The organism is Enterobacter cloacae complex sp. IR5450 (assembly GCF_049238665.1).
GTDB lineage: Bacteria > Pseudomonadota > Gammaproteobacteria > Enterobacterales > Enterobacteriaceae > Enterobacter > Enterobacter hormaechei_C.
Genome location: NZ_JBMKIC010000001.1, coordinates 26,344 through 45,098 on the forward strand (window position 1 = coordinate 26,344; position 18,755 = coordinate 45,098).

18 protein-coding genes are annotated in these 18,755 nt (G+C 54.1%); 7 read left to right on the forward strand and 11 right to left on the reverse strand.

The genetic code is table 11. From position 1 onward, the window contains the following. Positions 1-7: 7 nt before the first annotated feature. From cdsA to rpsB, 7 genes are all read right to left on the reverse strand, one after another. The gene (cdsA, locus tag ACOTYB_RS00135) at positions 8-865 is read right to left on the reverse strand and encodes a phosphatidate cytidylyltransferase (RefSeq protein ID WP_003856175.1); all 858 of its coding nucleotides are present in this window, start codon (positions 863-865) and stop codon (positions 8-10) included. A gap of 12 nt (positions 866-877) precedes the next feature. Beyond that, entirely contained in the window at positions 878-1,636 is a 759-nt protein-coding gene (gene ispU / locus ACOTYB_RS00140; protein ID WP_003856176.1) for a (2E,6E)-farnesyl-diphosphate-specific ditrans,polycis-undecaprenyl-diphosphate synthase, read from the reverse strand. 185 nt (positions 1,637-1,821) lie between these two features. After that, positions 1,822-3,021: a 1-deoxy-D-xylulose-5-phosphate reductoisomerase gene (ispC, locus tag ACOTYB_RS00145; RefSeq protein WP_023315432.1), complete on the reverse strand. Its 1,200-nt coding sequence runs from the start codon at positions 3,019-3,021 to the stop codon at positions 1,822-1,824. A 92-nt stretch (positions 3,022-3,113) separates the two neighbouring features. Then, positions 3,114-3,671: a ribosome recycling factor gene (gene frr / locus ACOTYB_RS00150; protein ID WP_003856180.1), complete on the reverse strand. Its 558-nt coding sequence runs from the start codon at positions 3,669-3,671 to the stop codon at positions 3,114-3,116. Between the two features lie 167 nt (positions 3,672-3,838). Further along, positions 3,839-4,564: a UMP kinase gene (pyrH, locus tag ACOTYB_RS00155; RefSeq protein WP_003856194.1), complete on the reverse strand. Its 726-nt coding sequence runs from the start codon at positions 4,562-4,564 to the stop codon at positions 3,839-3,841. A 149-nt stretch (positions 4,565-4,713) separates the two neighbouring features. Beyond that, the gene (gene tsf, locus ACOTYB_RS00160) at positions 4,714-5,565 is read right to left on the reverse strand and encodes a translation elongation factor Ts (protein ID WP_003856196.1); all 852 of its coding nucleotides are present in this window, start codon (positions 5,563-5,565) and stop codon (positions 4,714-4,716) included. A 117-nt stretch (positions 5,566-5,682) separates the two neighbouring features. After that, on the reverse strand, positions 5,683-6,408 hold the full coding sequence (gene rpsB, locus ACOTYB_RS00165; protein WP_003856207.1) for a 30S ribosomal protein S2: 726 nt from the start codon (positions 6,406-6,408) through the stop codon (positions 5,683-5,685). A 321-nt stretch (positions 6,409-6,729) separates the two neighbouring features. Between rpsB and map the strand changes: the two genes are divergently transcribed. The 4 genes from map to ACOTYB_RS00185 all read left to right on the forward strand — a co-directional run bounded on the left by map (position 6,730) and on the right by ACOTYB_RS00185 (position 11,617). After that, entirely contained in the window at positions 6,730-7,524 is a 795-nt protein-coding gene (gene map, locus ACOTYB_RS00170) for a type I methionyl aminopeptidase (RefSeq protein WP_045342643.1), read from the forward strand. 62 nt (positions 7,525-7,586) lie between these two features. Beyond that, complete coding sequence (glnD, locus tag ACOTYB_RS00175; RefSeq protein ID WP_409248725.1) at positions 7,587-10,262, forward strand: bifunctional uridylyltransferase/uridylyl-removing protein GlnD; 2,676 nt, start codon at positions 7,587-7,589, stop codon at positions 10,260-10,262. Between the two features lie 32 nt (positions 10,263-10,294). Beyond that, entirely contained in the window at positions 10,295-11,119 is an 825-nt protein-coding gene (gene dapD / locus ACOTYB_RS00180) for a 2,3,4,5-tetrahydropyridine-2,6-dicarboxylate N-succinyltransferase (RefSeq protein ID WP_003856214.1), read from the forward strand. A 111-nt stretch (positions 11,120-11,230) separates the two neighbouring features. After that, positions 11,231-11,617: a DUF3461 family protein gene (locus ACOTYB_RS00185; protein ID WP_003856216.1), complete on the forward strand. Its 387-nt coding sequence runs from the start codon at positions 11,231-11,233 to the stop codon at positions 11,615-11,617. Positions 11,618-11,690: 73 nt separating this feature from the next. Here the strand turns inward: ACOTYB_RS00185 and ACOTYB_RS00190 are convergent, their stop codons facing one another. The 3 genes from ACOTYB_RS00190 to dgt all read right to left on the reverse strand — a co-directional run bounded on the left by ACOTYB_RS00190 (position 11,691) and on the right by dgt (position 16,075). Continuing rightward, positions 11,691-12,848: a CdaR family transcriptional regulator gene (locus ACOTYB_RS00190; protein ID WP_003856217.1), complete on the reverse strand. Its 1,158-nt coding sequence runs from the start codon at positions 12,846-12,848 to the stop codon at positions 11,691-11,693. Positions 12,849-12,994: 146 nt separating this feature from the next. Then, positions 12,995-14,428, reverse strand: a complete 1,434-nt coding sequence (gene degP, locus ACOTYB_RS00195; RefSeq protein ID WP_409248724.1) for a serine endoprotease DegP — start codon at positions 14,426-14,428, stop codon at positions 12,995-12,997. A gap of 132 nt (positions 14,429-14,560) precedes the next feature. Beyond that, positions 14,561-16,075, reverse strand: a complete 1,515-nt coding sequence (dgt, locus tag ACOTYB_RS00200; RefSeq protein ID WP_045342642.1) for a dGTPase — start codon at positions 16,073-16,075, stop codon at positions 14,561-14,563. Between the two features lie 82 nt (positions 16,076-16,157). On the opposite strand from dgt, the gene mtnN reads away from it, so the two are divergent. From mtnN to ACOTYB_RS00215, 3 genes are read left to right on the forward strand one after another with little or no spacing between them, the layout of a single operon-like run. Then, on the forward strand, positions 16,158-16,856 hold the full coding sequence (mtnN, locus tag ACOTYB_RS00205; protein WP_003856223.1) for a 5'-methylthioadenosine/S-adenosylhomocysteine nucleosidase: 699 nt from the start codon (positions 16,158-16,160) through the stop codon (positions 16,854-16,856). Continuing rightward, positions 16,849-17,658, forward strand: coding sequence for a vitamin B12 ABC transporter substrate-binding protein BtuF (btuF, locus tag ACOTYB_RS00210; protein WP_032608538.1), 810 nt, complete (start codon positions 16,849-16,851; stop codon positions 17,656-17,658). The genes mtnN and btuF overlap by 8 nt, the downstream gene beginning before the upstream one ends. 23 nt (positions 17,659-17,681) lie before the next feature. Beyond that, complete coding sequence (locus ACOTYB_RS00215) at positions 17,682-18,305, forward strand: TRIC cation channel family protein (RefSeq protein ID WP_003856227.1); 624 nt, start codon at positions 17,682-17,684, stop codon at positions 18,303-18,305. Between the two features lie 58 nt (positions 18,306-18,363). Here the strand turns inward: ACOTYB_RS00215 and erpA are convergent, their stop codons facing one another. Continuing rightward, on the reverse strand, positions 18,364-18,708 hold the full coding sequence (erpA, locus tag ACOTYB_RS00220) for an iron-sulfur cluster insertion protein ErpA (protein ID WP_003856230.1): 345 nt from the start codon (positions 18,706-18,708) through the stop codon (positions 18,364-18,366). Positions 18,709-18,755: the final 47 nt, after the last annotated feature.

Below are 18,755 nucleotides of genomic sequence, written 5' to 3' on the forward strand. Positions count from 1 at the left end.
CCTTCCGTTATATCGTCCCAAACACCAGTAAAAGCAGGCAAGCAAATACAGGAACAGCCGCGGTAAGGCTGTCAATGCGATCCAGTATTCCGCCATGTCCTGGAATCAGGTGACCACTGTCCTTAATCCCTGCTTCACGCTTAAACATACTCTCGGTTAAATCACCCAGCACCGATGCCAGCGCCGCGAAAATCGAACATACCAGCAGCGTGGAGGGGGCAACCTCAAGATTCGCCCAGACGCCATAGCCCCAGGAGATAATCGCTGCCGTAAACAGGCCGCCAATGAAGCCTTGCCAGGTTTTGCCCGGAGAAACCTTTGGCGCCAGTTTATGTTTGCCGAACAGTTTACCAAACATATAGGCCCCGGAGTCAGCCCCCCAGACGAGAATCATCACATAAAGCAGCCATATCGCGCCGCTGTAGTGGTTTTCGTCATAGTGCCAGGCGCGCAGCGCAACCATCCCCCAGAAAAAGGGAACAATCGTGAGCAGACCAAAAATAAGGCGCAACACTTTAGAGTTACGCCAGATCGCCGCAGAGCCCGGATAGAAAAGCACTAAAACAAGCGCAGCAATCCACCAGGCCAGCGATATCCATAAGGATCCGGCAACCAGCGGCTGGTGAACATCGTGATGATATTCAGGCAAGGTATACAGCATCAGGGCCAGTAAAAAACCACAGAGTACCGCCAGCCATACCCGCTGAGTGCGCGAGGTAAAGCCGCTAAGCTGCCCCCATTCCCACGCGGCGAGCATACACACCACCAGCGTAACAATAGCGAATCCCACCGGAGGCAGTAAAAACAGCGCTGCGATGACGACGGGTATTAATACAAAAGCGGAAATCAGGCGATACTTCAGCAAAAGCTACCCCCATCAGGCATTATCGCCACCAGGCTCGGTGCCGCCGAAACGACGCTCTCGATTGGCAAAGGCATGCAGCGCACCTTCAAAGTCTTGTTCATCAAAATCTGGCCAAAGAACATCCGTAAAGTAAAGTTCGGCGTAGGCAATTTGCCACAGCAAAAAGTTACTAATGCGATGCTCCCCCCCTGTCCTTATAACCAAATCCACGGGTGCCAGTTCATTCATGCAGATTTGCTGACTCAGCGCCTCTTCATCAATCTGGTCGGGTCTTAACAGCCCTTCCTGAACCTGCTCAGCCAGATGCCGAACCCCCTGGATAATATCCCAGCGTCCGCCGTAATTCGCCGCGATATTGAGCGTCAGGCCGGTATTATTTTCCGTCAGCGCTTCTGCTTTGCGAATCCGTTCCTGCAAACGTGAGTTAAAACGACTGGTTTCGCCAATAATACGCAAGCGGACGTTGTGGCGGTGCAGGCTTTTTACTTCGCTATCGAGCGCCCACACGAACAGTTCCATCAACGCAGTCACTTCCTGCGCAGGTCGATTCCAGTTCTCACTGCTAAAAGCATAGAGCGTTAACGCATCAATGCCGTTATTGGCGGCAAAAGAAACGGCGCGGCGAACAGATTTCGCCCCAGCTTTATGCCCAAAGGCTCGTATCTTCCCTTGTCTTTTCGCCCAGCGGCCATTGCCATCCATGATGATTGCAACATGGCGACAGCCATGTGCTGGCAAGTTTTCGCTTATTGGTTGATTCGCAGACAACATAACGCGTTTTTAGTCCCTGAAAGGATTTAACGGTACACAGGAATACTGAAGCCTATACATAAAAAAGCCGTGTCAAACCACGGCTTACCTGACCACTTAAAGCCAAATACCTGCGATCAGGTGGCGCAGACTATATCACTGAAGCCCAACGCTAACAAATAGCACGACGACTAGTGCTTGCTTTATCACCAGCTTGCGAGACGTGTCACCTGTTTACGCGCAACAATGCGTGCCTGTTCATCCACGGCCAGCACCTCTTCCACGCTCTGCGGCTCACGCAAATCCATCATCTCCAGCACGGATAAATTCAACGCGGCGATGTCAGTAAAGCGGATCTGCTGATTCAGGAATGCTTCAACGGTCACTTCATTGGCTGCATTAAGCGCCGTTGTCGCCGCCTGCCCCTGATCGAAGGCCGTCATCGCCAGTTTCAGACAGGGATAACGGTCGTAATCAGGCTCGCTAAACGTCAGTGAACTCAGCTTACAAAAATCGAGAGGCTTAACGCCCGATTTTACGCGGTTTGGCCACGCCATCGTATGAGCAATTGGCGTACGCATATCCGGTTCGCCCAGCTGGGCCAGCACGCTGCCGTCCTGATAGCGCACCATCGAGTGAATCACCGACTGCGGGTGGATCAGCACTTCCATCTGTTTCGCCGACGCATTGAACAGCCAGCGAGCTTCAATGTATTCCAGACCTTTGTTCATCATGGTGGCCGAATCGACGGAGATCTTACGCCCCATTGACCAGTTCGGATGACGACATGCCTGATCCGGCGTCATTGCGCTCAATTCAGACAGTGGCGTTTCACGGAACGGGCCACCAGACCCGGTAAGCAGAATCGACACAACGCCATTCTGCTCCAGGTCAGCGTACCCCAGGTTTTGTTGAAAAGGTTGGGGTAAACTCTGAAAAATGGCGTTGTGCTCGCTATCGACCGGCAAAAGACGCGCCCCACGCTGTTTTACCGCCTCCATAAAGAGGCGTCCGCAGGTGACCAGCGACTCTTTGTTCGCAAGCAGGACATCTTTTCCCGCATCGATCGCGGCAAGCGTCGGCAGAAGACCCGCCGCCCCGACGATTGCCGCCATAACCTGATCAACTTCATCAAGCGCGGCCATATCGCACGCCGCCTGTTGCCCGCTGAGCACCTCGGTACGGCAGCCCTTCTCCTGCAACAGCGCTTTTACCTGGCGGGCGCTCTCTTCATCATCCATCACCGCAAAACGGGGGGTAAACTCCAGGCACTGTTCGACCATTCGCTGCACGTTTTTTCCGGCCACAAGCGCGGCCACGGTGTAGCTGTCAGGATTATGACGTACAACGTCGAGAGTGCTGCAACCGATAGAGCCGGTCGAGCCGAGGAGAGTGAGATGCTTCATGAGATGCCCAAAAGTTAGATCAGATAAAAGCAAAACGCCGCCAGCAAGACTCAATGTCCTTCTGAACGGCGTTTATCAGTGTACAGCGAAAATCAGAACTGCATCAGTTCCGCTTCTTTTTCTGCCAGCGCCGCATCAATTTTCTTGATCGCCGCGTCGGTCATTTTCTGAATGTCGTCCTGAGAACGACGATCGTCGTCTTCGCTGATCTCTTTTTCTTTCAGCAGGGCTTTCACTTTATCGTTCGCATCGCGACGCACGTTACGTACGGAAACACGACCCTGCTCAGCTTCACCACGAACTACTTTGATCAGGTCTTTACGACGCTCTTCCGTCAGCGGAGGCAGTGGAACGCGAATATCCGCGCCGGCTGAGCTTGGGTTCAGACCCAGGTCAGATGCCATGATCGCTTTTTCAACGGCCGGGCTCATTGAGCGATCGAACACGTTGATTTTCAGGGTACGGGTATCTTCTACCGTCACGCTCGCCAGCTGACGCAGTGGCGTAGGCGTACCGTAGTATTCTACGATGATGCCATCCAGCAGGCTTGGGGAAGCTCGGCCAGTACGGATTTTGCTGATTTGGTTTTTGAACGCTTCTACGCATTTGTCCATGCGTACTTCAGCATCTTTTCTGATGTCGTTAATCACGTTACGGATCCTTGAAAACTTGTCTCAGGCAGACTATCCGCCAGCACAGCGCTACAGGTGTGCTAAGTATAGTCGCGTTTAATTCATGACAACGCCAAAGGCGCGCCCGGGTAAGATACCACGTCGAAATAAAGCGGAATCTTACCTGTATTTATCGCCGACGGAAATTATTCCGTGATCAAAGTGCCTTCTTTTTCGCCCATAACAACGCGACGCAGCGCGCCAGGCTTGTTCATATTGAAGACACGGATCGGCAGTTTGTGGTCACGAGCCAGCGTAAAGGCGGCAAGATCCATCACTTTTAGCTCTTTTTCCAGCACTTCGCTGTAGCTCAGCTGATCGTACATGGTCGCTGAAGGATCTTTTGCCGGGTCGGCAGTAAACACGCCATCTACTTTGGTCGCTTTCAGCACCACATCGGCTTCGATTTCGATACCGCGCAGGCAGGCTGCGGAATCGGTGGTAAAGAACGGGTTACCCGTACCGGCGGAGAGGATCACCACGCGGTTGTTGCGCAGCAGGCTGATGGCCTCTGCCCAGCTGTAATTATCGCATACGCCATTCAAAGGAATAGCGGACATCAGGCGAGCGTTCACATAGGCGCGATGAAGCGCATCACGCATCGCCAGGCCATTCATCACGGTTGCCAGCATACCCATGTGGTCGCCCACTACGCGGTTCATCCCCGCTTTCGCCAGACCAGCACCACGGAAAAGGTTGCCACCGCCAATGACCACGCCAACCTGAATACCCAGTTCGACCAGTTCTTTGATTTCCTGTGCCATGCGATCAAGGATGCTTGCGTCAATACCGAAGCCTTCCGATCCTTGCAGCGCTTCGCCACTCAGCTTAAGCAGAATGCGTTTGTACACGGGTTTTGCATTGGTAGCCATGTTTCTTTCCTGAGACTGTCAACGATTAAGATGGGGTTAATTCTGGCGACATGATATGTCGCAAATCAGCACAGCGATACTGGAGCCTGTCTGATTTCGTGAGACGGGTGACAAAAAGAAGCCGCCCTCAGGCGGCTCCTTTTCAATCATTAAGACTGCTTGGACATTGCAGCAACTTCTGCTGCGAAGTCAGTCTCAACTTTCTCGATGCCTTCGCCCACTTCGAAGCGGATGAAGCCAGTTACATCAGCGTTGTGCTCTTTCAGCAGCTGAGCAACAGACTTGCTTGGATCCATTACGAAAGGCTGGCCAGTCAGAGAAACTTCGCCGGTGAATTTCTTCATGCGGCCTTCAACCATTTTCTCTGCGATTTCTTTTGGCTTACCAGACTGCATCGCGATGTCCAGCTGAACCTGGTACTCTTTCTCTACCACTTCAGCAGACACGTCTTCTGGCTTAACGAATTCTGGTTTGCTTGCAGCGATGTGCATTGCCAGCTGTTTAACCAGCTCTTCGTCAGCGCCTTTAGCCGCAACCAGAACACCGATACGCGCGCCGTGCTGGTAAGAGCCCAGAACGTCACCTTCCAGGGAAGCAACGCGACGGATGTTGATGTTCTCACCGATTTTAGCAACCAGCGCAACACGCTCTTCTTCGAACTGTGCTTTCAGAACTTCAACGTCAGTGATTTTGCCTGCAACCGCTGCGTCCAGAACTTTGTTAGCAAATGCCTGGAAACCAGCATCTTTAGCAACGAAGTCAGTCTGGCAGTTAACTTCCAGAATGATGCCGTAGTTGCCGTCGATTTTAGTGATGATCACGCCGTCAGCAGCAACGTTGCCTGCTTTCTTAGCTGCTTTGATCGCACCGGATTTACGCATGTTTTCGATTGCCAGCTCGATGTCGCCGTTCGCTTCGGTCAGCGCTTTTTTGCAATCCATCATGCCTGCGCCAGTACGCTCACGCAGCTCTTTTACCAGGGATGCGGTAATTTCAGCCATTCTTAAATCCTCGGGAGATGTGAACTGCCCGGCCGGGAGCCAAACAGTATAAATTGAAAAAAGGGGCCGATAATGGGCCCCTATTCATACACGGTACTAATAAGGGGTAAAACCTTATTATTCAGCTTCTACGAAGCTTTCTTCCGCCTGAGAAGCCAGATCCTGGGAACGGCCTTCACGAACGGTAGCAGCTACAGCGCTCAGGTACAGGCTAACAGCACGGATTGCGTCGTCGTTACCCGGGATAACGAAGTCAACACCGTCCGGATCGGAGTTGGTATCAACGATAGCGAATACCGGGATACCCAGGTTGTTAGCTTCTTTGATTGCGATGTGCTCGTGGTCTGCATCGATTACGAACAGCGCGTCTGGCAGGCCGCCCATATCTTTGATACCGCCCAGGCTGTTTTCCAGCTTGTCCAGTTCACGAGTGCGCATCAGCGCTTCTTTCTTAGTCAGCTTATCGAAAGTACCGTCCTGAGACTGGGTTTCCAGATCTTTCAGGCGCTTGATGGACTGACGAACAGTTTTCCAGTTGGTCAGCATGCCGCCCAACCAGCGATGGTTCACGAAGAACTGGTCGCAGCTGTTAGCAGCATCTTTCACAGCTTCGCTTGCAGCGCGCTTAGTACCAACGAACAGAATCTTACCTTTACGGGAAGAGATCTTGTTCAGCTCAGCCAGGGCTTCGTTGAACATTGGTACAGTCTTCTCAAGGTTGATGATGTGAACTTTGTTACGTGCGCCGAAGATGAAAGGCTTCATTTTCGGGTTCCAGTAACGGGTCTGGTGACCGAAGTGAACACCAGCCTTGAGCATGTCGCGCATGGAAACAGTTGCCATGTTTAAAACCTCTATATTGAAAGTTGGGGTTATGCCTCCACGTATCCCATATTACCGACCCCGAAGGGCACCCCGGAATATGTGCCGATACGTGTGTGTTGTTACACAAAGTGAGATTTGTCGCTCCCGTCCAGCCTGTGTATCTGAGATGGATCGGAAGTCCGGCGCGCTTTATATCACAAAACACGGCCAGAAACCAATAATTGTTGGCGGAGTGTGCTGTTAATGATTCTCAATTTGGCACGGGGTGCGCCTGACTGATACCATTGACAACACTTACACTAGTATTGTCGAAAAAATCGACACCGATGGACAGATTACATGGCTATCTCTATTAAGACACCTGAAGAAATTGAAAAGATGCGCGTCGCCGGTCGTCTGGCCGCGGACGTGCTGGAAATGATTGAGCCGTTTGTGAAACCGGGCGTCAGCACTGGCGAACTGGATCGCATCTGTAACGACTATATCGTCAACGAGCAGCACGCGGTCTCCGCCTGCCTTGGCTATCACGGTTTCCCGAAATCCGTCTGCATCTCTATTAATGAAGTGGTTTGCCACGGCATTCCGGATGACGAGAAGCTGCTGAAAGATGGCGACATCGTCAACATCGACGTGACCGTCATCAAAGACGACTACCACGGCGACACCTCTAAGATGTTCATCGTTGGCAAGCCAACGATTCTGGGCGAGCGTCTGTGCAAAGTAACGCAAGAGAGCCTCTACCTGGCGCTGACAATGGTGAAGCCGGGCATCCGCCTGCGCACCATCGGCGCCGCAATCCAGAAATTTGTGGAAGCGGAAGGGTTCTCCGTGGTGCGCGAATACTGCGGTCACGGTATTGGCCGCGTCTTCCATGAAGAACCGCAGGTTCTGCACTACGATGCAGACGACGGCGGCGTAGTGCTGCAAAAGGGCATGACCTTCACGATCGAGCCAATGGTCAACGCGGGTGATTACCGCATCCGTACCATGAAAGATGGCTGGACGGTAAAAACCAAAGACAGAAGCTTGTCTGCCCAGTACGAGCATACTATTGTGGTTACAGACAACGGCTGCGAAATTATGACGTTGCGCAAGGATGACACCATCCCGGCGATACTGACGAACATTGAGTGATAAGAAGCCGGCGAATGCCGGCTTTTTTAATGGCGATAGCTTTTTCTTATGGGTGGCGCACGATGAGTAATCTCTTACCCGAACAGTATGCTAACACAGCACTTCCCACCCTCCCCGACCAGCCTGATAACCCGGGCGTCTGGCCACCGCATGAACTGACCTGCGCGCATATCAAAGCCCACATGGAGGTTTTCCATCGCTGGCTGGGAAGCGCATTTGACGCAGGCGTTTCGGCCGAGCAGCTCATTGAAGCGCGCACCGAATTTATCGACCAGCTCCTGCAACGTCTCTGGATCGACTACGGTTTCGGACAGGTGAGCGACGTCGCGCTGGTTGCTGTTGGCGGCTATGGCCGGGGTGAACTGCATCCGCTCTCTGATATCGACCTGCTGATCTTAAGCCGTAAAAAACTGCCGGACGATCGGGCGCAGAAAATCGGTGAACTGTTGACCCTGCTCTGGGACGTAAAGCTGGAAGTGGGCCACAGCGTACGCACGCTGGAAGAGTGTCTGCTGGAAGGGTTATCTGACCTGACCGTCGCCACCAACCTGATTGAAACTCGCCTCCTGATTGGCGACGTGGCGCTGTTCCTCGAACTGCAAAAGCACATCTTTAGCGACGGCTTCTGGCCTTCGGAAAAATTCTTCGCTGCGAAAGTCGAAGAACAAAACCAGCGCCACCAGCGCTATCACGGTACCAGCTATAATCTCGAACCGGATATTAAAAGCAGCCCCGGTGGCCTGCGCGATATCCACACGCTGCAATGGGTCGCCCGTCGCCATTTTGGGGCAACATCGCTGGACGAAATGGTCGGGTTTGGTTTTCTGACCGAAGCCGAACGTAACGAACTCAATGAGTGTCTGCATCTGCTGTGGCGCATCCGTTTTGCCCTGCACCTGGAAGTCACCCGCTACGATAACCGCCTGCTGTTTGACCGACAGCTCAGCGTGGCGCAGCGCCTGAATTACCAGGGCGAGGGCAACGAGCCGGTCGAGCAAATGATGAAGGATTTCTTCCGCGTCACCCGCCGCGTCTCTGAGCTGAACCAGATGCTGTTACAGCTGTTCGATGAGGCGATCCTCGCGCTGACGGCTGACGAAAAACCGCGTCCGATTGATGACGAATTTCAGCTGCGCGGCACGCTTATCGATCTGCGCGACGAAACGCTGTTCATTCGCGAACCGGAAGCGATCCTGCGAATGTTCTATACCATGGTGCGCAACAGCACGATCACCGGGATCTACTCCACTACCCTGCGTCATCTGCGCCATGCACGGCGTCATCTGAAGCAGCCGCTGTGTTACATCCCGGAGGCGCGCTCGTTGTTCCTGAGCATGCTTCGTCATCCGGGCGCCGTCAGCCGCGGACTGCTGCCAATGCACCGTCACAGCGTGCTGTGGGCCTATATGCCTCAGTGGTCGCATATTGTCGGGCAGATGCAGTTCGACCTGTTTCACGCCTATACGGTGGATGAGCACACGATCCGCGTCATGCTGAAGCTGGAAAGTTTCGCTAAAGAAGAGACGCGATCCCGCCATCCGCTGTGCGTTGATCTGTGGCCACGTCTGGCACACCCGGAGCTGATCCTGATCGCTGCTCTGTTCCATGATATCGCCAAAGGTCGCGGCGGCGACCACTCCGTACTCGGTGCCCAGGACGTGCTGAAATTTGCCGAGCTGCACGGCCTGAACTCGCGTGAAACGCAGCTTATCGCCTGGCTGGTTCGCCATCATCTGCTGATGTCGGTTACCGCTCAGCGTCGTGATATTCAGGATCCGGAAGTGATCAAGCAGTTCGCCGAGGAAGTGCAAACGGAGAACCGCCTGCGCTACCTGGTCTGCCTGACGGTAGCCGATATCTGCGCCACCAACGAAACCCTGTGGAACAGCTGGAAGCAGAGCCTGCTGCGCGAGCTGTATTTCGCTACCGAAAAACAGCTGCGTCGCGGGATGCAGAATACCCCGGACATGCGCGAGCGTGTGCGCCATCACCAGTTGCAAGCGCTGGCCCTGCTGCGCATGGATAACATCAACGAAGAGGCGCTGCATCAGATTTGGGCGCGCTGTCGCGCCAACTACTTTGTGCGCCACAGCCCAAACCAGCTTGCCTGGCACGCCCGGCATCTGCTGATGCACGACCTGACGAAACCGATGATTCTGCTTAGCCCGCAGGCCACACGCGGCGGGACGGAGATCTTTATCTGGAGCCCGGACCGGCCTTATTTGTTTGCAGCGGTCTGTGCCGAGCTGGACAGGCGTAACCTGAGCGTTCACGACGCGCAGATTTTTACCACCCGCGACGGCATGGCGATGGACACCTTTATTGTGCTGGAGCCGGACGGCAGCCCGCTATCGTCGGACAGGCATGAGGGGATACGCTTTGGCCTTGAGCAGGCGATTACGCAGCGCAGCTGGCAACCTCCGCAGCCGCGCCGTCAGGCGGCAAAACTGCGCCACTTTACCGTCGATACCGAGGTCAATTTCCTGCCGACCCATACCGACCGTAAATCGTTCCTTGAGCTGATTGCGCTCGACCAGCCAGGGCTACTCGCCCGCGTCGGCCAGGTTTTTGCCGATCTGGGAATTTCGCTTCACGGCGCCCGAATTACAACGATTGGCGAACGAGTAGAAGATTTATTTATAATCGCGACGGCCGACCGACGTGCCCTTAATAATGACCTGCAACTTGAAGTGCAACAACGGTTGACAGCAGCCCTCAATCCAAACGATAAAGGGTGACGTGTTTTTTAGTGAAATGGAAAGAGTAAACAATGCAGCAGTTACAGAACGTTATTGAGTCCGCTTTTGAGCGTCGCGCCGACATCACTCCGGCAAATGTGGATACCGTGACCCGTGAAGCGGTAAACCAGGTTATTTCCCTGCTGGATTCCGGCGCGCTGCGCGTGGCAGAAAAAATCGACGGTCAGTGGGTTACTCATCAATGGCTGAAGAAAGCTGTGCTGCTCTCTTTCCGCATCAACGATAACCAGGTTATCGACGGAGCAGAAAGCCGCTACTTCGATAAAGTGCCAATGAAATTTGCGGATTACGACGAAGCGCGCTTCCAGAAAGAGGGCTTCCGCGTAGTACCACCGGCAGCCGTTCGTCAGGGGGCATTCATCGCACGCAACACCGTGCTGATGCCATCCTACGTGAACATCGGCGCCTACGTTGACGAAGGCACCATGGTGGACACCTGGGCTACCGTCGGCTCCTGCGCGCAGATCGGTAAAAACGTTCACCTGTCCGGCGGCGTGGGCATCGGTGGCGTTCTTGAGCCACTTCAGGCTAACCCAACCATCATCGAAGACAACTGCTTCATCGGCGCACGTTCCGAAGTGGTTGAAGGCGTGATCGTCGAAGAAGGTTCTGTGATCTCCATGGGCGTGTACATTGGCCAGAGCACCCGTATTTACGATCGCGAAACCGGTGAAATTCACTACGGCCGCGTTCCAGCCGGTTCCGTTGTGGTTTCCGGCAACCTGCCGTCTAAAGATGGCAAATACAGCCTGTATTGCGCGGTCATCGTGAAAAAAGTGGACGCGAAAACGCGCGGTAAAGTAGGCATCAATGAACTGCTGCGCACCATCGATTAATCGGGTATAACAAAAAGCGGGGGCAACCCCGCTTTTTTTATATCCGAAGGTGGCGAAAATAGATTTTTTCGTTAATTATTCATAGGTTATGTTGAGATCAAGGGTACCGCTATGTACGATAATCTGAAAAGTCTGGGCATTACCAATCCTGATGAAATTGATCGTTATAGTCTTCGCCAGGAAGCCAATAACGATATTTTGAAAATCTATTTTCACAAGGACAAAGGAGAGTTCTTCGCCAAAAGCGTGAAGTTTAAATACCCTCGCCAGCGTAAGACCGTTGTCGCTGACGGTATCGGTCAGGGATATAAAGAAGTACAGGAAATCAGCCCTAACCTGCGCTACGTGATCGACGAACTCGATCAAATCTGCCAGCGCGATCGCAGCGAAGTCGATCTGAAACGTAAGATCCTTGACGACCTGCGTCACCTGGAAAGCGTTGTCACCAATAAGATCAGCGAGATTGAAGCGGATCTTGAGAAATTGACGCGGAAATAAGTTATTCCGGTGCGGTCTGATGCCCTCACCCCGGCCCTCTCCCACAGGGAGAGGGTGAAAACCGCACACAACCTTATCTCTGCTCATCCAGCTGCAACGCAACATACAGCAGTAGCCGGTCGTCAAAATTCCCTAAATCCAGCCCCGTCAGTTCCGAGATCCGGTTAAGCCGATACTCCAGCGTATTACGGTGAATAAACAGCGCTTTTGACGTTGCCAGCGGCTGCACGTTATGCCGGAACCACGCCTGCAACGTGCGGCGCAGCAGCCCGTTGTTGTCCATCGCTTTCAGACGCACCAGCGGGCGCGCCAGCTCGTTGGCCTGCCAGCCACCGCGCAGGCTGTCGAGCAGGACCGGCAGCATCAGATCCTGATAGAAATAACTGCGGCTCTCCGGCATGCGCTGTTTACCCACCATCATGGTGGTGCGCGCCGTTCGCCATGAACGGGCGATACTCCCCGGCCCGGTAAAGTAATTTCCCAGCGCGACGCGAAAACGGAGCTGTCCGTTCTCCTTCATGCGCTCGATGAGCAGCTCAACGCGGCGACGATGATCTTCCGCGTCCCAGCGGCCAAACTGATTAAGCGCAGGCTTGAGCACCACCATTTCCGTTAAAGAGACGATTGCCACCAGGTTGTTACGCTCCGGCGTCGCCAGCATGTTTTGCAGCTGCTGTAGCTCCACCATAGCGCTGTCCACGCCAAGCTGGCCGCTATCCACCTCAATAACGGCAACCACGCGCGGCTGATTCAGGTCGATACCCAGACGCTGCGCCCACTCGCTCAGGGCAGGCGTGTGCTCCTCCGCCTGAATCAAATTCATCACCAGCTCTTCGCGCAGGCGGCTGTCCTGGGCGAGCAGGTGCATCAGACGCGACTGCTCCAGCATCATCTCCGCCGTCATGCAGACCAGCTCACCGTATTTACGCAGCGATTCAGGATCGCCGGTCAGACCGATAACGCCAACAATCTCTCCTTCCAGACGCAGCGGCAGGTTGATCCCCTGACGAACCCCGTGCAGATGTTTCGCCACGGCGTCATCGATGTCGACCACGCGCCCCTGAGAGAGCACCAGCAACGCCCCTTCGTGCAATTCCCCAATACGCTCACGATCGCCGCTGCCGATAATGCGCCCACGGGCATCCATTACGTTGATATTGGTATCAATGATGCGCATGGTTCGCGCCACGATATCCTGCGCCATTTTGGTATCAAGATGCCAGCCAGCCATAAAACCCTCCCGTGAGCAGAGCTCAAGCATAGGGAAGTTCAGCTAAGGCTGCATTGTGCAGATGCCCAAAGGCAGAGAGAGATGTATGGAGTTGTGGGAAAGGTCACAGAAACGAGAAAGCCCCTGCGAACAGGGGCTTAAGATGATTACTGCATCAGGAGATAAATAGAAGTATCACCACGCTGAATATTCAGTGCCAGCACGGACGGCTTGCTGTCGAGAATTTTGCGCAGTTCAGCGATGTTTTTCACCGGCTGCTGGTTAGCGCCCATGATCACATCACCTTTTTTCAGGCCGATACGGGCAGCAGGTGAGTTTGCTTTCACGTTGTTCACCACCACGCCTTTATCTGCCCCTTTGTTGCTCATCTCAGCACCTTCAATACCGCTGAAGATGGTGCTGGAATCCACCTGATTCTGACTGCTCTGTTGCAGTTCCAGGCTCACGTTAACCGGCTTACCTTCACGCAGCAGGCCGAGGGTCACTTTACTGCCGATTGGCATAGAACCCACTTCCGCACGCAGGGCGGCAAAGCTGCTGATCGGTTTACCGTTCAGAGAGGTGATCACGTCACCCGCTTTAATGCCGGCTTTCGCCGCCGAGGAGTTCGGCATGACCTGGCTTACGAATGCGCCGCGCTGAGCGTCTACTTTCATCGCTTTCGCCAGCTCGGAGTTCAGCTCGGTACCCATGATACCCAGCTCACCGCGTTTCACCTGTCCATATTGCACCATCTGCGCAGTCAGGTTTTTCACCATGTTGCTCGGGATAGCAAAGCCGATACCGATGTTGCCACCGTCCGGTGCCAGGATAGCGGTGTTGATACCGATCAGTTCACCATTCAGGTTAACCAGCGCACCGCCGGAGTTACCACGGTTAATGGCCGCATCCGTCTGGATGAAGTTTTCATAGTTTTCCGCATTCAGGCCGCTACGTCCCAGCGCCGAGACGATACCCGAGGTCACGGTTTCGCCCAGACCAAACGGGTTACCGATGGCGACGGTGTAGTCACCCACGCGCAGCGCGTCAGAGTCGGCAAGCTTAATCGCCGTCAGGTTCTTCGGATCCTGGATTTGAATCAGCGCGATATCGGAACGCGGGTCTTTACCGACCACTTTAGCATCGAATTTACGGCCATCGCTCATCTGCACCTTAATGGTGTTAGCATTATCTACCACGTGGTTATTGGTCACCACGTAGCCTTTGGCTGCATCAATAATCACGCCCGAGCCGAGTGCCATGAATTTCTGCTGCTGGCCGCCGCCCATGCCGTCATCCCCTGCACCGCCGCCCTGACAGAACGGGGAGCTCTGGAATGGCGAACCGTCCTGGCAGAACGGCGAATTGTCGCCGAAGAACTGCTGGAAATTACGCGGCATACGCGGCGTATTGACGGTTGTGCTGCCCTCAATGTTAATACTCACCACCGATGGCATCACTTTTTCGAGCATCGGGGCCAGGCTTGGCATCTGCTGTGCAGTCGCTGCCGAGGAAGCTGTCTCGGCCGCCGTCGCCAGAGGGGACAGCGCTAAACCTAAACTCAGAGCCAGTGCACTCATTGCTAATGTGGTTTTTTTCATGTTTCTCAATCTCGATTTACCAGATAACGCAAAATTGCTGTGTAACTCAGATTCGTTTTATACCGCTTAGTTCCGGGATTAAGTTTATGGAAAAAGTAAAAATTTATTGGTCGTCTTTACAAAACTCATGGCTTATTCAACGGCCATAAGCTTGCGGTATTCATCCCAGGCATACAAATCTGTCATCCCGCTGATATAGTCCTGGATAAGACGACAGCGATAATAATATTCCATGACTGGCCATTGGGAAGAATGACGATCTATTTTACTGACGGCTTCAATGTATGCCAGCCGGTGGCGCGTTGAAAGCTTCTGATAGAGACGAGATTCAATCGGCAGGCGGCGAACACGTTCATTTTCGACCAGCTCGCTAAACTCATCGACCGTTAGCTGGAGCAGCGGGCCATAAATTTCCAGCAACCCGCTGATAACCCGGTATCCTTGCAGCTCCAGCTGTTCGACATCCGGGTGGCTGAAAACATGGCGAACAGCCACGTTTTTATATAATTCAAGAAGCTGGCTAAAACTGCTATCATCTTCCAGCAGGGCGTGATTAAATTCCCCGCTAAATATCATCGGCAAATTATCAATGAAACGGGCGGCCGCATACGGCACCAGTTTATTCAGCGTGTTTACTCGCAAATACATAAAGAACTGATCTTCGGTACTGCGGCTCAGCGAATTTGAACGCGATTTATCCCAGGCATTCTCGACGACCTGCGCAAACAGAGAACCTTTTTCATGCTCTCCCCAGGCATCATGAAGATGCTGATAGAGCTCCTCGACGCTGAATATTCTTTTTTCCACCGCGTCTTCCAGATCGGCCACGCAATAAGAAATGTCATCAGCCGCTTCCATAATCCATGTCAATGGAAAACGGCCATTGGGGGTCAGAGACAGTTCTTTACGCAACCGCGCGATATATGCTTCTTCCGATAAGTAATAGCCCGGTTTTTTCATCAGGTAGCTATGCGTGGCGGGCGTTTCTCCGGTCCACCACGCGGGACGCGTGTATTTAAGAATACAGCCCACCTGGGCCCAGGTCAGATTCATCCGCATCAGGGAGTGCACCAAACGGATCCCCTGCGCGTTACCTTCGAAATGACACAGATCCTGGCGCACCTTACGGCGCAGATCGTTCAGGCTATCTTCACCTTCACGCAGGCGTAAATCGCGTACCAAACAGCGGTCATCGCTGAGCGGCTGGCTTATGGCATCAGAGGGAAAAAGCCGCTGTTTAAACCAGTCATTGATGGCGGCCTCGCCGAAATGACCAAAGGGAGGATTGCCGATATCGTGCATCAGGCAGGCCATCTCAACGATGCTTTCGAACGGGCCGGTCAGTTCATCCAGTCCGTAGGTTTCCAGCAGACGTTGCTCTTTAAGGCGGCTGAGGATCTCTTTCGCAATGTAGCGCCCCACCTGCTGCACTTCCATGGAGTGCGTTAACCGCGTACGCACCGCGGCGTTACGCTCCAGCGGGAACACCTGGGTTTTTTGCTGTAACCGGCGGATGGCGGGCGAATTGATGATGCGTCCGCGATCGCTTTCAAAAATGCGCAGGATCTCATGTTCGCTCTTATCGCCCTGTGGCGAACGGAAACGTCGGTGCCAGTTAATTTTGGTGCGAAAATCGATTGGTGCCATGTGCTCCCCCGCGTGAGAATGCGTTTCCCCTTAACCGCATGATAGACTATGCATCTTAACAAGGCACATCGCGAGTAAATCTATGAAAATCGGCATTATTGGTGCAATGGAAGAAGAAGTTACGCTGCTGCGTGACAAAATTGAGAACCGTCAGACCCTCTCCCTCGGTGGCTGTGAGATCTACACCGGCCAGCTGAACGGTGTTGACGTGGCTCTGCTGAAATCAGGCATCGGTAAAGTTGCAGCGGCACTGGGCGCGACCCTGCTGCTTGAGCGCTGCAAGCCTGACGTTATCATTAATACAGGTTCTGCGGGCGGTCTGGCGCCGACGCTGAAAGTGGGCGATATCGTGGTTTCCGACGAAGCGCGTTACCACGATGCAGACGTCACCGCATTCGGCTACGAATATGGTCAGCTTCCGGGCTGCCCGGCCGGGTTTAAAGCGGATGATAAGCTGATTGCCGCCGCTGAAAGCTGCATCAACGAGCTGAACCTCAATGCGGTGCGTGGCCTGATCGTCAGCGGCGATGCCTTTATCAACGGCTCTGTTGGTCTGGCGAAAATCCGTCATAACTTCCCGCAGGCTGTGGCCGTTGAGATGGAAGCCACGGCCATTGCGCACGTGTGCCATAACTTCAGCGTGCCGTTCGTGGTCGTTCGCGCGATCTCTGACGTAGCGGACCAGCAGTCCCACATCAGCTTCGACGAGTTCCTGGCCGTTGCGGCCAAGCAGTCCACCGTGATGGTGGAAACCCTGGTGCAGAAACTGGCGCGTGGGTAAGGTGTCATTCAGGGCGCTGGTCGCCCTGCTTCTGTTCGCTCCGGCCTGGCTCATCGCCGCGCCGCGGGTGATCACACTCTCCCCTGCCAATACGGAACTGGCGTTTGCCGCCGGGATCACGCCCGTTGCGGTGAGCAGCTTTTCCGATTATCCACCGCAGGCCGCCCAAATCGAACAGGTTGCCACCTGGCAGGGAATGAATCTGGAACGCATCGTTGCGCTAAAGCCCGATCTGGTACTCGCCTGGCGCGGCGGTAATGCCGAACGGCAGGTAAACCAGCTCTCTTCGCTGGGAATAACGGTTAAATGGGTGGACGCGGTGAGCATCGAACAGGTGGCGCAAACCCTCCGTGACCTCGCGCCCTTCAGCCCTACCCCCCAACGCGCCGGACAGGCTGCACAGCAGATGCTCAACGACTATGCCGCGCTAAAAGCCCGATACGGCACGCAACCGAAACAACGCGTTTTTCTGCAATTTGGCAGCCAGCCGCTGTTCACTACCGGGAAAGGTTCGATCCAGAACCAGGTGCTTGAAACCTGTGGAGGTGAAAATATCTTTGCCGAAAGCCGGGTCCCCTGGCCTCAGGTCAGTCGTGAGCAGGTTCTGGCGCGACAACCGCAGGCCATTGTGGTGGTCGGAAATGCGAGCGAGATTCCTAAAATAGAACAATTCTGGCATCGGCAGCTTAAAATTCCGGTCATCGCACTCAACAGCGACTGGTTTGAACGCGCCAGCCCGCGTATTATCCTCGCCGCAAAACAACTCTGCGCCGAACTGGCAGAGAGTCACTCAAACAGATAAATACCCCCTTCGAGGATTTAACGATGCTCGTGTATTGGCTGGATATTCTTGGCACAGCCGTTTTTGCTATCTCCGGCGTTTTGCTTGCCGGAAAACTACGCATGGATCCTTTTGGCGTACTGGTGCTCGGCGTCGTTACGGCGGTGGGAGGCGGAACGATCCGCGATATGGCGCTGGCAAATGGCCCGGTATTTTGGGTAAAAGATCCCACGGATCTGGTGGTGGCGATGGTCACCTGCCTGTTAACCATCGTGCTGGTTCGTCAGCCTCGCAGACTGCCAAAATGGATATTGCCGGTGCTGGATGCCGTCGGTCTGGCGGTCTTTGTGGGAATAGGCGTGAATAAAGCTTTTATTGCCGGGACTGGCCCGCTGGTGGCGATCTGTATGGGCGTGTTAACCGGCGTGGGCGGAGGGATTATTCGCGACATACTGGCGCGAGAAGTCCCGATGATCCTGCGAACGGAAATCTACGCGACGGCCTGTATCATCGGGGGGATCGTTCACGCCACGGCGTATTACACCTTTGCTGTCCCGCTGGAGAATGCGGCGATGCTGGGGATGGTGGTCACGCTGGTGATCCGTTTAGCGGCGATACGCTGGCACCTGAAGCTGCCGACCTTTGCGCTGGATGAAAATTCAAGATAGGTGTCGTTTATAAGCCCGGTAGCGCTTCGCTTACCGGGCCTACAATCTGCGTCCAGGCTTAAATACTGAACGAAGAACCACACCCGCAGGTGCTGGTCGCATTCGGGTTAGTCACCACAAAGCGCGAACCTTCCAGACCTTCAGTGTAGTCCACTGAACCGCCCACCAGATATTGCAGGCTCATCGGATCAACCACCAGCGCGACGCCCTGTTTCTCGATAGTCATATCACCATCGTTAACCTGGTCGTCAAAGGTAAAACCATACTGGAAGCCACTACAGCCGCCGCCGGTAATATAAACACGCAGTTTCAGATCCGGATTGTCCTCGTCGGCAATCAGGGTTTTCACTTTTTTCGCTGCTGCTTCGGTAAATTCCAGCGGCAACGCTACGTCATCACTCATCTTATGCTCCCATGAATACTGCGACTGCTATTGGGCAAAAATCACCC